Below are 12,809 nucleotides of genomic sequence, written 5' to 3' on the forward strand. Positions count from 1 at the left end.
ATCAGCCCTTTTGCCGTTCGCACGCAAGTCAGTACGTTACACTGTTGCATTACTGACTTACGTGTACTGCCATGAAATTCCTTGCCCTCATCACGTCGCTGCTCATTCTGGCCGGTTGTGCCAGCGGCCCGCGCTATGACACCAGCCATCCTTCTGCCAATCACGACAGCCGCGCGCAATTCGTGATCGTGCATTACACCTCCGCCTCTCTCGAGCGTTCGCTGCAACTGCTGACCCACGGTGAAGTCAGCAGCCACTACCTGATCGGCGACGACAAGAAAGGCACGATCTACAAGCTGATGGACGAAAACCTGCGCGCCTGGCATGCCGGCGAAAGTGAATGGCAAGGCCGTACCTGGCTCAACTCAAGCTCCATCGGCATCGAAATCGTCAACCCGGGCTTCAAGGACACTCCGACCGGACGCGTGTGGTTTCCGTACAGCGAAGCCCAAGTGCAGTCGCTGATCGTCCTGCTCAAGGACATCAGCAAACGCAACGGCATCAGCCCGGACCACATCATCGGCCACAGCGATATCGCACCGTTGCGCAAGCTTGATCCAGGCCCATTGTTCCCGTGGAAGCGCCTGGCTGCCGAAGGCCTTGGCTTGTGGCCGGACGAACAAGCCGTCGCCCGCCAGCAAGTGCGATTCGACGTCGAGCTGCCGAGCATCAGCTGGTTCCAGGCGCAACTGGCGCGCCTGGGCTACGCAACGCCGCAGAACGGCGAGCTGGACGTGGCGACCCGCCATGTACTCGCAGCCTTCCAGATGCACTTCCGCCCTTCCCGCTTCGACGGCACGCCGGATGCGCAAACGGCAGCGTTGCTGCTGGTGTTGAATCAGACAAAATAATGACGCCCGCCCGACGGTCAGGGCGAAAGTGCAATCAGCAGCTATAACTCATTGGTAATTCTTCGGATATCCATATGGTTGCTACCCGAGAGACACTGCGTAGCTGGTTTTATCGTCCGTGGTTTCTGGCGATGCTGGCGGCTGTCCTCAGTGCAGGCCTGCTGATCACCGGCGGGCTGTTCGTCGCCATGCATCAGGTTGAACAAAGCGAAAGTCAGGAAATGAATGCCCAGGGCGAACGTTTCCTCGCCCGCCTCGAGCAATTGTTCGGCCAGTTGCGCGAGAGTCTGGACGATCTTGAAGCCCAGCCATTGCGCAGTTGCGATGACGAAATGATCGCCACGCTGCAGCAGGTGACCTTCAACTACCGCTTCGTCTATGAAGCCGCCTATATGGATGCGTCACGCATCTGCTCCAACCGCCCCCGCCAGGAAGGTCTGTCAGTCGTCCGCCCACCGGACATCAAGGGCCCGACCTACAGCTACTGGCTGAACACCACCACCGAACCCGATGAAAACCGCGCGGCGCTGATGCTCGGCCGCGGCAACTTTCGCGTGGCCACCTCTCGCGGACACCTGACCGACATGGTCGACCTGTCCCCCGACAGCAGTCTGCTGGTGGTGCTGGATCACGGGACCCGGGCGATTCCGGTACTCGGCGTGCCACAGGCCTGGCCGCCCACTGAGCCGTGGCCACCGAAATCCACCGACGCGCTGCAGGTTACCCAATCTCATCTCATCTATCGCATGCCGACCGACAACCCGGAATACCAGTTGGTGCTGATCAGTCCGCGCACGGGCATGCACATTCCGGAGCTGTGGTGGTGGATGGTGCCTTTCTGCCTGGTACTCGGGGCGCTGGTGGGCGTTCTGGTGTTCTGGATCGTCCGCCAGCGTCAGTCTCTGGATGCCGAGCTTCACGGTGCAATCCGCCGGGGCGAGTTGCAGGTGCTGTATCAACCGATCTTCGATCTCGACAGCCGCAACTGCGTCGGCGCCGAAGCCTTGCTGCGCTGGCGCCGGCCGGACGGCACGCTGACCAGCCCCGACCTGTTTATCCCGATGGCGGAAAACACCGGGCAGATCCGCCAGATGACCGATTTCGTCCTCCAGCGCCTGCTGGAACAACTGGGTCAATTGCTGCGGGCCAATCCGCAGCTGTACATCTCGGTAAACCTGGCGGCGTGCGATGTGATGGTGCCGCGCATCGGCCAGGTCATGGCGCGGCTGCTGAGCCTGCATCGGGTGGCGGCGCGGCAGATCGCCTTTGAAGTGACCGAGCGTGGCCTGATCGATGTGGTGGTGGCCCGGGAAAACCTGCAGGCGCTGCGCGATGTCGGCCATCAAGTGCTGATCGACGATTTCGGCACCGGCTATTGCAGCCTCGCCTACCTGCAGACCCTGCCGGTGGACTGCCTGAAAATCGACAAGGCCTTCATCGACGCACTCGGCCATGACGCGGCCAGCAGCGGTGTGGCGCCGCACATTATTCACATGGCTCAGGCACTGGATTTGAAAGTGATCGCCGAAGGCATCGAATATGAATCCCAGGCGGCGCTGCTCAGCAGCGAAGGCGTGAAGTTCGGCCAGGGCTGGCTGTTCGCCCATGCCTTGAGCGCCGTGCAATTCATCGAGCTGATTACCCGGGGACGGCGGCTCGCCGGCCGCCGGATGGACGACGAAGCCTAGACCGCCAGCGCCATGTAGAACTGTGTGCCCTGCCCCGGCCGTGAATAGACACCCATACGCCCGCCATGCAGCTGGACGATTTCCTTGCACAGCGCCAGCCCGAGTCCGGCCCCGCCCTTCTTGCGTCCGACCTGGACGAACGGTTCGAAGATCCGCCCTTGCTGGCCATAGGCGATACCTTCGCCATTGTCCTCGACGCTGATGATCACCCGCTCGCCATGCCGGCGCGCCTGCAAACGGATCAGGCCGTCGCGGGCGGTGTGGCGCAAGGCGTTGTCGATCAGGTTGTCCAGCACCCGATCCAACTGGGCCTGATCGGCCTGCAAGCGCGGTAACGGGCTCTGTACCTCGACATTCAATGCCACGCCCTTCTGCGCCGCCGTGTCGGCAAAACGCGATTGCGCCTGAGCCAGCAAATCCTCGATGGAGCATGGCGCCAGCGTGAGCTTCTGCAAGCCGCTTTGATAGCGTGAGAAATTCAGCAGGTCGTTGATCAACTGCATCAGGCGCTGCATTTCTTCATTGACCGTGTCGAGCAGATCCGACTCGCGGGATTCCGCCGGAAACTTCGCTCGTTCGCGAAACAGCCCGAACGCCATGTGCATGCCGGTCACTGGCGTACGCAGTTCGTGGGAGGCACGCAATACGAATTCGCTGCGAACCCGCTCAAAGGCCCGCTGCTCGGTGACGTCGTGCAGCACCATCACCGCGCCGAGAATATGCCCCTGGGTATGGCTGACCGGGGTCAGGCTGTAGGTCAGAAGCCGCGACTCGCCGTCGACCTCGATGCTCAAATCTTCCGGCGCGCGCTCAAGGGTTCCGCCGCGCAATACCAGCTGCAGCTGCGCATCCAGTTCCGGACGCTGGAGCGCGCTGCCCAGGCCTTCGCCAAAGCGGTCACTGTCCCAACCCAATTGCCGCTGGGCCACCGGGTTCAAGTGTTCCAGATGCCCCTGGCGGTCGATCATCAGCAAGCCGTCGTCGATACTGTCGAGCACCGCTTGCAAACGCTGCTGGCCGGCCAGCAACTCATCGACATTGGTTGCCTGATGCTCGCGCAGCGCTTCGGCCATCAGCCCGAAACGCCGGGTCAGCAGGTTGATTTCCATGGCCGAGGACACCGGCAGGGTCACTTCGAAATTGCCCTGGCCGATGTTGTCCGCCGCTTTCGCCAGCGCCTCGATCGGTGCACCGAACCGGCGGGCGATCCCCTGGGCGGTGATGAAACCGATGATCAGCACCGCCAGCCCCACCAGCCCGAGCAGGCCGGCAATCAGCAGGGCCCGGTCGCGGGCGGCGTGTTGTACGGAGTTGATGTTATCCAGTGCGTGCTTGTGCTCGGCGATCAAGCCGTTGCGCAGGGTGTTGAAGCGCTCGCGCAGATCACCACTGCCGCTCAGGGCTGCAGCCGGGTCGCGGGACACATCGAATGCTTGCAGGAAATTCAGATAATCCGCTTTGGCCTGACTGAATCCGTACTGGCGTCCGTCGTCCTTCTGTTCCTGGGCGATGCCTTCGTCGAGCAGTTCGAAGTAATGCTGTTTCGATGCTTCGAAGGCCACCGGATCGGGCTTCTCGGCAAGCATCATGATCAGTTGATCGCCCAGGGTCTGGCGCAGTTTGAGCCCTAGATCGAGGGTGACGAAGTTGTTGCGGATCAGCGCCTCCTGAGTACCGGCCATTTGCATCACACTGACCAGCCCGAGCATCAGCCCGAGCAAGGCCACGGTGATCAGTGCGGAAATGCTCAGGAACAAGCGGGTCCGCAACTTCATCGCCAGTTTCATCGGCGGGCGCTCACAGGTTGTACTGCTTGCGCTTGCGATACAGGGTCGAGGCGTCGATCCCCAGAGTCTTGGCCGCCTGGTCGAGGGTCCCGGCGGTCGCCAGCACAGCACCGATGTGGGCCTTCTCCAGTTCGTCGAGGCTCAAGGCCGCACCGACGCGCGGCGCATTGTTGGCGGGTTGCTCGGCCATACCGAGGTGGCTGATTTCCACACGCTCCTGCGGGCAAATGATGCTCGCCCGCTCGACCACGTTGCGCAGCTCGCGGATGTTGCCGGGCCAGCGGTAACCCAACAGTGCTTCCCGCGCCTCGTCACTGAAGCCTCGAGCTGGACGCGCGTATTCCTTCACAAAACGAGCGAGGAAGCGGTCGGCCAGGGTCAGGATGTCCTCGGCCCGTTCGCGCAACGGTGGCAGATGCAGGGTGATAACGTTCAGGCGATACAGCAGGTCTTCACGGAAACGACCGTCGCGCACCATGTCTTCCAAGTTGAGGTTGGTCGCCGCGAGGATGCGCACGTCGGCGCGGCGGGTGACTGGGTCCCCTACCCGTTCGTATTCCTTGTCCTGAATGAATCGCAACAACTTTGGTTGCAATGTCAGTGGAAAATCGCCGATCTCGTCGAGAAACAGCGTGCCGCCATCCGCCTGATTGACCCGGCCCAAAGTGCTTTCGCTGGCCCCGGTAAACGCGCCGCGACTGTGACCGAACAGCTCGCTTTCCATCAGCTCGGCGGTCAGCGACGGGCAATTGATGGTGACGCAGGATTTCTTCTCGCGCTTGCTCCAGCCGTGAATCGCCCGGGCCAGCTCACCTTTACCGGTGCCGGACTCGCCGAGGATCAGGATATTGGCATCGGTGCTCGCCACTTGCCGCGCGGTTTCCAGTACGACTTTCATCGCCGGGCTGTGGGAATCGAGACCGTCCTTGGGTTTGCGGATCTCGCCTTCGAGTGCTTCCAGACGCGCCGATAGCTGGCGGACTTCGAGTTGCTTGGCGGTGGCCAGACGCAACTGGTCAGGGCTGCACGGTTTGACCAGATAGTCGGCGGCGCCTGCCTGAATCGCGTCCACCGCCGTATCGACAGCCGAATGCGCGGTGACGATCACCACCCGCATCCACGGCGCCTGGATGCGCATCTGCGCCAGCACGTCGAGACCATTGTCTTCGCCGAGGCGCAGATCGAGGAAGCACAGGTCGAACACCTGACGCTGCAACAGCGCGTCAGCCTGGGCCGCGCTATTGGCGGTGGCAACCGTATAGCCTTCATCTTCGAGGCAATAACGGAAGGTTCGCAGGATGGCGGATTCATCGTCCACCAGCAGAATGCGGCCTTGATGCTCAGTGGCTGATTCCATTTTTCCTACGCTCCATAAGTGAATGTCTTGGGTTAGTCCCGGAAAAATCGGGCAAGTTGCATGGTTGATTCTGATCGATTCCAGTCATAGCAGGGTAGCTCTCTCCTGCCCTCACGGCTAATTCACTGATTTTGTTGATTTTTTAAACAAACGACGTTTTTCAGGCATTTGCCTGCTTCCTTTTCTGACATCCGCACCCTGCTCTCAATTCAAAAAGAATGATTTCTCCTACGAAGCATTCGTGCATTTCGCACGACCTTGGATGACCCATCGTGCAGGATGCGTCGTCCTGATTTCTCATTACGTTTGTAACTATCTGATTTTATTGGTTTTTTTAAAACAAAAAAGCTGGCATGCAGGCTGCAATACCTCTCTCAGCCCGGGCAGATATGCACTGCCCTAACCAAATAAGAGTGAGGAACCCAGGATGACTCGCCAACGTGCCGCCCAAATGCGTATCTCGCCACTGCACCTGCAGCAGGCCCTGTTTGGCGCACTTGCGCTGCTGATTACCCTGATCGCCTGCCAGCAATACCTGCGCTGGGAACAGAGTCAGCAACCTGAGCCCCTGATTTCGATGCAGCACGCGACGCAAACGCACTTCAGCGCCGTCAGCAGCAGCCAGGCCGACAACGGTGCGATGCGCATGATGGATGTCGACCAGCCGCAGCCGCTGGGCGACATGCCACGCGAAGAACGCTGGGTTTTCTGATCCACGAATCTGGGCGCCGCTGCGCCGAGACCGGCAACACCCCTAAATAGAAACAAGGAGAATCACCATGTTGAGCTGGGCAATCACATTCCTGATCATTGCCATCATCGCTGCAGTACTGGGCTTCGGTGGTATCGCTGGCACCGCCACGGGTATCGCCAAGATTCTCTTTGTCGTGTTCCTGGTGATGTTCATCGCCTCGTTCTTCTTTGGCCGTCGCGGCCGAGGTTGACCATGAGTGCTTTAAAGACACTGGCAGCCGCCCTGCTTCTGGGCGGTAGTGCCATGGCGATGGCGGCCAATGATGGCCAGACGCGGGTCAACGAACTGCTGAGTTCAGACCCGCACTACAGGGAAACCTGGGAAGGCGTGGTGAAAAAGGAAGAACGCCTGCCGGAATGGGTGATGAACCTCTCCGGTACGCCGGACCAACAGATGAATGCCGTCACTGAAGACGGCGACAAGTATCTGGTCGGGCCGCTCTGCGAATCGCAGGACAAATGCCTCAACCACCGCTTGATCGTCGCGTTCAGCTTCGACAAGAAACACGCTTACGCCATGCTGGTCGATGTGCCCGAAGGACTGCCGGCCGACAAGTCGCCCACGCGACATGCCACCTACCGCTTCCTCGGCAAACCCGATCAGGGCATGCAGGATCTGTTGATGGAAACGCTGAAAAAAGATCCGAACTGGTATTGAACATGAAGGCAGCCCACAGCTGCCTTCCATTGCGCCCGCCCGAGGAAGGCCGGTGCATGACCAGGGGGCCGGGACGTTCTGACTGTTGCAGGGTCGGAGTGACCTACGGGTACAGGGAGTGCCTGCGATGAGGGCCGGGTCAGGGTAAAAGCTGCGACGCAAGTTCGCCAACCCGGAGCGGTTCGACGGACTTGCGCTGGGCTTTCAAAGTGACAAAACATTGATCCAGAGCGTTCTGCTCATCTTTTTATCGATCACACTGCGCGCGAAAAGCATTTCGCGGTGTTTCCTCGCGACCGTATATCGAGAAAGAGTCGATAAAGCCAGTCAGCGTTTTAGATTCGAAACGTAGGCTTTTTCGGAAAATTTTCGTCGAAATCACTCGTTCAAAAAATAACCAATCTACGCTGTAATGGCCGGTTCACGGCACTTATGCCTGCCGAAATGTCGTATTCGAACCGGTTGGGACGTCAGTTTCATTTAAAAAAGCTCATGCCGATTCGGCATAGGGTAGGCGTTTACGGCATTAGACGGCGCAACCCCGCATCGGAATAGTTGCGCCTTTTTTCGCCTGCCGGAGAGCCGTAAACACGCGCTTCGGGGCACCTTATACGGAGGCAGATGCACAGACTTTTCCGCCAAGAGCGTTCCAGTTCCTGCATGTGCCTTGAGTCAAACGCAAGTAAGGGTAAAGAATATGAAGAAGGCAAAGCTTAGCCTCGCCTGGCAGATCCTCATCGGTCTGGTATTGGGGATTGCAATCGGTGCGTTGCTCAACCATTTCAGTGCCGAGAAGGCCTGGTGGATCAGCAACGTCCTGCAACCGGCAGGCGATATCTTTATCCGTCTGATCAAGATGATCGTGATCCCGATCGTCATTTCTTCCCTTATCGTCGGCATCGCCGGCGTGGGCGACGCCAAGAAGCTCGGGCGTATCGGCCTGAAGACCATCATCTACTTCGAAATCGTCACCACCATCGCCATTGTCGTCGGCCTGCTGCTGGCCAACCTGTTCCATCCGGGTGCCGGCATCGACATGAGCACCCTGGGCACCGTGGACATCTCCAAGTACCAGGCGACCGCCGCCGAAGTACAGCATGAACACGCGTTCATCGAGACCATCCTCAACCTGATCCCGTCGAACATCTTCGCGGCCATGGCCCGCGGCGAAATGCTGCCGATCATCTTCTTCTCCGTGCTGTTCGGTCTCGGTCTGTCGAGCCTGCAGTCGGACCTGCGCGAGCCGCTGGTGAAGATGTTCCAGGGCGTCTCGGAAAGCATGTTCAAAGTCACCCACATGATCATGAACTACGCCCCGATCGGCGTGTTCGCCCTGATCGCGGTGACCGTGGCCAACTTCGGTTTCGCTTCGCTGTTGCCGCTGGCCAAGCTGGTGATCCTGGTTTACGTCGCCATCGCCTTCTTCGCCTTCGTGGTGCTGGGCCTGATCGCCAAGATGTTCGGTTTCTCGGTGATCAAGCTGATGCGCATCTTCAAGGATGAGCTGGTGCTGGCTTACTCCACCGCTTCCTCGGAAACCGTGCTGCCACGCGTGATCGAGAAGATGGAGGCCTACGGCGCACCGAAAGCCATTTGCAGCTTCGTTGTGCCGACCGGTTACTCGTTCAACCTCGACGGTTCGACCCTGTACCAGTCCATCGCGGCGATCTTCATTGCCCAGCTGTACGGCATCGACCTGTCGATCAGCCAGCAACTGCTGCTGGTCCTGACCCTGATGGTGACCTCCAAAGGTATCGCCGGCGTGCCGGGCGTGTCCTTCGTGGTGCTGCTGGCCACGCTGGGCAGCGTCGGCATTCCGCTGGAAGGCCTGGCCTTCATCGCCGGTGTCGACCGCGTGATGGACATGGCGCGTACCGCCCTGAACGTGATCGGCAACGCCCTCGCCGTACTGGTCATCGCCCGTTGGGAAGGCATGTACGACGACGCGAAAGGCCAGCGCTACTGGAACTCGCTGCCGCACTGGCGCAGCAAGGAAAAACTGCCGGCCGGTGACGTTTCGAAAAACTGATCCCCGCCCGCAAGGCACCCTGACAAACCCCGGAGAAATCCGGGGTTTGTCGTTTCTGGCGACCCCGCTATCATTCGCCGCATCTTTCGGGGGATTTGACTGATGCTTAATGGCCTGTGGCTTGGCTTCTTCATCGTGGCAGCCGTGTCGGCGCTGGTGCAGTGGCTGGTCGGCGGTAACGCCGGAATCTTTGCGGCGATGGTGGAAAGCATTTTTGCCATGGCCAAGCTGTCGGTCGAGGTCATGGTGCTGCTGTTCGGCACCCTGACCCTGTGGCTGGGCTTCCTGCGCATTGCCGAGAAAGCCGGGATTGTCGAATGGCTGGCCAAGGTGCTCGGGCCGCTGTTCCTGCGGCTGATGCCGGAAGTGCCGGCCGGGCATCCGGCACTGGGCCTGATTACCCTGAACTTCGCCGCCAACGGCCTGGGCCTGGACAACGCCGCCACACCGATCGGCCTCAAGGCCATGAAGGCGCTGCAGGAGCTCAACCCCAGCTCGACCATCGCCAGCAACGCGCAAATCCTGTTCCTGGTGCTCAACGCCTCGTCCCTGACCCTGCTGCCGGTGACGATTTTCATGTACCGCGCCCAGCAAGGTGCGCCGGACCCGACGCTGGTGTTCCTGCCGATCCTGCTGGCCACCAGTTGCTCGACCATCGTCGGCTTCCTGTCGGTGGCGTTCATGCAGCGCTTGCGGGTCTGGGACCCGGTGGTGCTGGCCTACCTGATTCCTGGCGCGCTGATCCTCGGCGGCTTCATGGCACTGCTGGCGACGATGTCGGCCACGGCGCTGGCGGGGCTGTCGTCGATCCTCGGCAACCTGACGCTGTTCGGCCTGATCATGCTGTTCCTGGTGATCGGTGCCTTGCGCAAGGTGAAGGTCTACGAAGCGTTCGTCGAAGGGGCGAAGGAAGGTTTCGACGTCGCCAAGAATCTGCTGCCGTATCTGGTGGCGATGCTTTGTGCGATCGGCGTATTGCGCGCGTCAGGCGCACTGGATTTCGGCCTCGACGGCATTCGTCATCTGGTGCAGTGGGCAGGGTGGGACACGCGCTTCGTCGATGCGCTGCCGACTGCGATGGTCAAACCGTTCTCCGGCAGCGCCGCCCGGGCGATGCTGATCGAAACGATGAAGACCTCCGGCGTCGACAGCTTCCCGGCGCTGGTGGCGGCGACGATCCAGGGCAGCACCGAGACCACGTTCTACGTGCTGGCGGTGTACTTCGGCGCCGTGGGCATCCAGCGCGCCCGGCATGCCGTGGGTTGCGCGCTGCTGGCTGAGCTGGCGGGTGTGCTCGGCGCTATCGGCGTCTGCTACTGGTTCTTCGGTTAAGGCTCAAGGCCGGGCAGGTGGGGCAACTTTCTGGCCTTGTTCCACCGCCCACGCCACAACCTTCGCCGTCAGCCGATCACTGGCCTGACCGAATCCGGCCACCACCGCCGGCACCTGCACATCGCTTAGCGGCTGGCGTTCTTCGAAGCGGCGGCTGGCGAGAATCTTCTGGTCATAGCCGCGCACCAGCAACGCATCGACCCGCACCACGACGCTGGCCTGATTGCCCTGATATTCCGTCTGGAACGCCTGCAAGCTGCCACCCAGTTCCAGATCCGCAGAAAAATTGCTGTCATCGGTACTGAGTAACGTCACCCGGCCATCACGCGCAAAGCCATCGAGCAGCCTGTTACGCACCAGCACCGGCGCCGGATCGCTCCAGCGCGAAGCCTTGTAGGTGCTGATCACATCGCCCTGGGGAATCACCGCGATGCCGGGACGGTTGAGGGCTTCGCTGGCCTGCAATTTGTTCAGACGCAGCGACCAGTGCTGAGTCGCCGCCGTACTGGCCGAGGCGGGCGCCTGTGCGGCTGGCAAGCGGTAGACATCCAGCGGCTCGGTCTTGGGCAGAATCGAGCAGGCGCCGATCAGCGTGAAGCCGGCGAGGAGGGCGAGGCGAGTCAGCTTCATGGCGTGAACTCCTTGTTCTTTTCACTGCCCAGCAGGTAACCGCTGGGGTTGGCCTCCAGACGTTGGGAAATGGCCCGCAGCGAGGTCAGGGTTTCACGCAGTTCGCGCACTGCCGGCGCGAGGCCGTTGAGGCCCTGCATGCCGCTGTCGAGGGAATTCTGATTCTTGCTGAGCAAGCCATTGATAGTGGCGCTGCTCTGTTCCAGCGACTTCATCGCTTGTTCGGCGCTGCCCAGGGCCTGTTTGCCCTGATCGTTGAGCAGGCCGTTGGCGTTGCGCATCAGCGCCGAAGTCTGCTCGAGCATGCTGCCAGCCTGTTTGCCGACGGTTGCCAGTTGTTGCATGGCCTGGCGCAGGTCGCCGCGCTGATCGTTGATCGAACCGGTGGTCTGTTCCAGGTGTTCGAGGGTTTTGCTCACGCGCTCGATGTTATCGGCGGAGAACATTTGATTGGCATTGTTCAGCAGCGTGCTGACCCCGCTCATCAGGTCATTGCTGTCATTGAGCAGCCGCGAGATAGGCGAGGGCGATGCGACGATCGTCGGCAGTTCGCCGTCCTTGCCTCGCAGTTTCGGACTCTCTGGCGTGCCGCCGCTGAGCTGGATGATTGACGTGCCGGTGATCCCGGCCAGGGCCAGTTTGGCCAGGGTGTCTTCCTTGACCGGTGTGTCGCCGCCGAGGCGAATCCGCGCCAGCACCCGGCGCGGGTCCTTCGGGTCGAGCCGCAGGCTGACCACGTCGCCGACCTTGATCCCGCTGTACTGCACCGGGCTGCCCCGGGACAGGCCACTGACCGCCTCGTTGAAGACGATTTCGTAATCCTTGAACTCGGTGTCGACGCTGGATTTCGCCAGCCACAGACCGAAGAGCAGGGCGCCGGCCACCACAATCACCGTGAACAGGCCGATCAACACATGATGGGCTCGGGTTTCCATGTCAGACCTCGTTGAGCAGTTTGGCGGCGTCCAGCGCCGAGCGGCCGCGAGGGCCGTGGAAATATTCGTGAATCCACGCGTCGTCGGTTTCCGAGACCACGTCGATGGGACCTGCCACCAGCACTTTCTTCTGCGCCAGCACCGCCACCCGGTCGGTGATGGTGTAGAGCGTGTCGAGGTCGTGGGTCACCAGAAACACGCTCAGGCCCAAGGCATCGCGCAGGGTCAGGATCAACTGGTCGAACTGCGCCGCGCCGATCGGATCGAGGCCGGCAGTGGGCTCGTCGAGAAACAGGATGTCCGGATCCAGCGCCAGCGCCCGGGCCAGCGCCGCCCGCTTGATCATGCCGCCGGACAGCGACGATGGGTATTTGTCCGCCGCCGACAGAGGCAGCCCGGCCAGCGCCAGCTTCACCGCCGCCAGATGTTCGGCGTCGTCACGGCTCAGGCCGGCGTGCTCGATGAGGGGCAGGGCGACGTTCTCGGTGACGGTCAGCGAGGAGAACAGCGCGCCTTTCTGGAACAGCACGCCAAAACGCCGTTCGACCAACGACCGCTCGTGCTCGGACAGGCTCGGCAGGTTCTGGCCGAACACTTTCACGTTGCCTTCGCTGGGCCGGCGCAAGCCGACGATGCTGCGCAGCAGCACCGACTTGCCGCTGCCGGAGCCGCCGACCACGGCGAGGATTTCGCCTTTGTACAAGTCCAGGTCGAGGTTCTCGTGCACGCTCTGGCTGCCGAAGCGATTGCACAGGCCACGGACTTCGATCACCGCCTCGGACGGCATGC

Annotated in this window: 12 protein-coding genes; 7 read left to right on the forward strand and 5 right to left on the reverse strand. The window is 61.1% G+C overall.

Annotation, left to right across the window (positions count from 1 at the left end):
- The first annotated feature begins 71 nt into the window (after positions 1–71).
- Together AC07NR_RS10010 and AC07NR_RS10015 are read left to right on the forward strand one after the other, a co-directional pair.
- The gene (locus tag AC07NR_RS10010; RefSeq protein WP_114880883.1) at positions 72–851 is read left to right on the forward strand and encodes an N-acetylmuramoyl-L-alanine amidase; all 780 of its coding nucleotides are present in this window, start codon (positions 72–74) and stop codon (positions 849–851) included.
- 74 nt (positions 852–925) lie between these two features.
- Positions 926–2,539 carry an EAL domain-containing protein gene (locus AC07NR_RS10015; RefSeq protein WP_495078498.1) on the forward strand — a complete coding sequence of 538 codons (1,614 nt, stop codon included), beginning with the start codon at positions 926–928 and terminating at the stop codon, positions 2,537–2,539.
- Here the strand turns inward: AC07NR_RS10015 and AC07NR_RS10020 are convergent.
- Complete coding sequence (locus AC07NR_RS10020) at positions 2,536–4,326, reverse strand: KinB sensor domain-containing domain (protein WP_408987670.1); 1,791 nt, start codon at positions 4,324–4,326, stop codon at positions 2,536–2,538. The genes AC07NR_RS10015 and AC07NR_RS10020 overlap by 4 nt on opposite strands.
- Positions 4,327–4,336: 10 nt before the next feature.
- Positions 4,337–5,683 carry a sigma-54-dependent response regulator transcription factor AlgB gene (algB, locus tag AC07NR_RS10025; protein ID WP_025112294.1) on the reverse strand — a complete coding sequence of 449 codons (1,347 nt, stop codon included), beginning with the start codon at positions 5,681–5,683 and terminating at the stop codon, positions 4,337–4,339.
- 427 nt (positions 5,684–6,110) lie between these two features.
- Between algB and AC07NR_RS10030 the strand changes: the two genes are divergently transcribed.
- The 5 genes from AC07NR_RS10030 (at position 6,111) to AC07NR_RS10050 (ending at position 10,455) form a co-directional block, all read left to right on the forward strand.
- Positions 6,111–6,395 (forward strand): hypothetical protein, encoded by a 285-nt coding sequence (locus AC07NR_RS10030; protein WP_039764878.1) that lies wholly within the window; start codon positions 6,111–6,113, stop codon positions 6,393–6,395.
- 67 nt (positions 6,396–6,462) lie between these two features.
- Positions 6,463–6,627 (forward strand): DUF1328 domain-containing protein, encoded by a 165-nt coding sequence (locus tag AC07NR_RS10035; protein ID WP_003177151.1) that lies wholly within the window; start codon positions 6,463–6,465, stop codon positions 6,625–6,627.
- A gap of 2 nt (positions 6,628–6,629) precedes the next feature.
- Complete coding sequence (locus AC07NR_RS10040) at positions 6,630–7,094, forward strand: inhibitor of vertebrate lysozyme family protein (protein WP_085713053.1); 465 nt, start codon at positions 6,630–6,632, stop codon at positions 7,092–7,094.
- Positions 7,095–7,791: 697 nt separating this feature from the next.
- On the forward strand, positions 7,792–9,123 hold the full coding sequence (gene gltP / locus AC07NR_RS10045; protein WP_085612511.1) for a glutamate/aspartate:proton symporter GltP: 1,332 nt from the start codon (positions 7,792–7,794) through the stop codon (positions 9,121–9,123).
- 102 nt (positions 9,124–9,225) lie between these two features.
- Positions 9,226–10,455, forward strand: a complete 1,230-nt coding sequence (locus AC07NR_RS10050; RefSeq protein ID WP_085713054.1) for a nucleoside recognition domain-containing protein — start codon at positions 9,226–9,228, stop codon at positions 10,453–10,455.
- Between the two features lie 3 nt (positions 10,456–10,458).
- Here AC07NR_RS10050 and AC07NR_RS10055 read toward each other — a convergent pair whose 3' ends face one another.
- Genes AC07NR_RS10055 through AC07NR_RS10065 form a run of 3 tightly spaced genes read right to left on the reverse strand, consistent with a single transcriptional unit; the run spans position 10,459 to position 12,807 of the window.
- Positions 10,459–11,085, reverse strand: a complete 627-nt coding sequence (locus tag AC07NR_RS10055) for an ABC-type transport auxiliary lipoprotein family protein (RefSeq protein ID WP_248740294.1) — start codon at positions 11,083–11,085, stop codon at positions 10,459–10,461.
- Positions 11,082–12,020, reverse strand: a complete 939-nt coding sequence (locus AC07NR_RS10060; protein ID WP_085713056.1) for an MlaD family protein — start codon at positions 12,018–12,020, stop codon at positions 11,082–11,084. Before AC07NR_RS10060 ends, AC07NR_RS10055 begins: the two co-directional genes overlap by 4 nt.
- A gap of 1 nt (position 12,021) precedes the next feature.
- Positions 12,022–12,807 (reverse strand): ABC transporter ATP-binding protein, encoded by a 786-nt coding sequence (locus tag AC07NR_RS10065; RefSeq protein WP_495078754.1) that lies wholly within the window; start codon positions 12,805–12,807, stop codon positions 12,022–12,024.
- Between the last annotated feature and the right edge of the window lie 2 nt (positions 12,808–12,809).

The sequence above is a fragment of the Pseudomonas sp. GW821-FHT09C09 genome (genome assembly GCF_059418105.1).

What these genes read in the sequence shown, in the direction of transcription:
- AC07NR_RS10010 (WP_114880883.1), top strand. Translation starts at nt 72, where the DNA reads ATGAAATTCCTTGCCCTCATCACGTCGCTGCTCATTCTGGCCGGTTGT.
- AC07NR_RS10015 (WP_495078498.1), top strand. Translation starts at nt 926, where the DNA reads ATGGTTGCTACCCGAGAGACACTGCGTAGCTGGTTTTATCGTCCGTGG.
- AC07NR_RS10020 (WP_408987670.1), bottom strand. Translation starts at nt 4,326, where the DNA reads ATGAAACTGGCGATGAAGTTGCGGACCCGCTTGTTCCTGAGCATTTCC.
- algB (WP_025112294.1), bottom strand. Translation starts at nt 5,683, where the DNA reads ATGGAATCAGCCACTGAGCATCAAGGCCGCATTCTGCTGGTGGACGAT.
- AC07NR_RS10030 (WP_039764878.1), top strand. Translation starts at nt 6,111, where the DNA reads ATGACTCGCCAACGTGCCGCCCAAATGCGTATCTCGCCACTGCACCTG.
- AC07NR_RS10035 (WP_003177151.1), top strand. Translation starts at nt 6,463, where the DNA reads ATGTTGAGCTGGGCAATCACATTCCTGATCATTGCCATCATCGCTGCA.
- AC07NR_RS10040 (WP_085713053.1), top strand. Translation starts at nt 6,630, where the DNA reads ATGAGTGCTTTAAAGACACTGGCAGCCGCCCTGCTTCTGGGCGGTAGT.
- gltP (WP_085612511.1), top strand. Translation starts at nt 7,792, where the DNA reads ATGAAGAAGGCAAAGCTTAGCCTCGCCTGGCAGATCCTCATCGGTCTG.
- AC07NR_RS10050 (WP_085713054.1), top strand. Translation starts at nt 9,226, where the DNA reads ATGCTTAATGGCCTGTGGCTTGGCTTCTTCATCGTGGCAGCCGTGTCG.
- AC07NR_RS10055 (WP_248740294.1), bottom strand. Translation starts at nt 11,085, where the DNA reads ATGAAGCTGACTCGCCTCGCCCTCCTCGCCGGCTTCACGCTGATCGGC.
- AC07NR_RS10060 (WP_085713056.1), bottom strand. Translation starts at nt 12,020, where the DNA reads ATGGAAACCCGAGCCCATCATGTGTTGATCGGCCTGTTCACGGTGATT.
- AC07NR_RS10065 (WP_495078754.1), bottom strand. Translation starts at nt 12,807, where the DNA reads ATGCCGTCCGAGGCGGTGATCGAAGTCCGTGGCCTGTGCAATCGCTTC.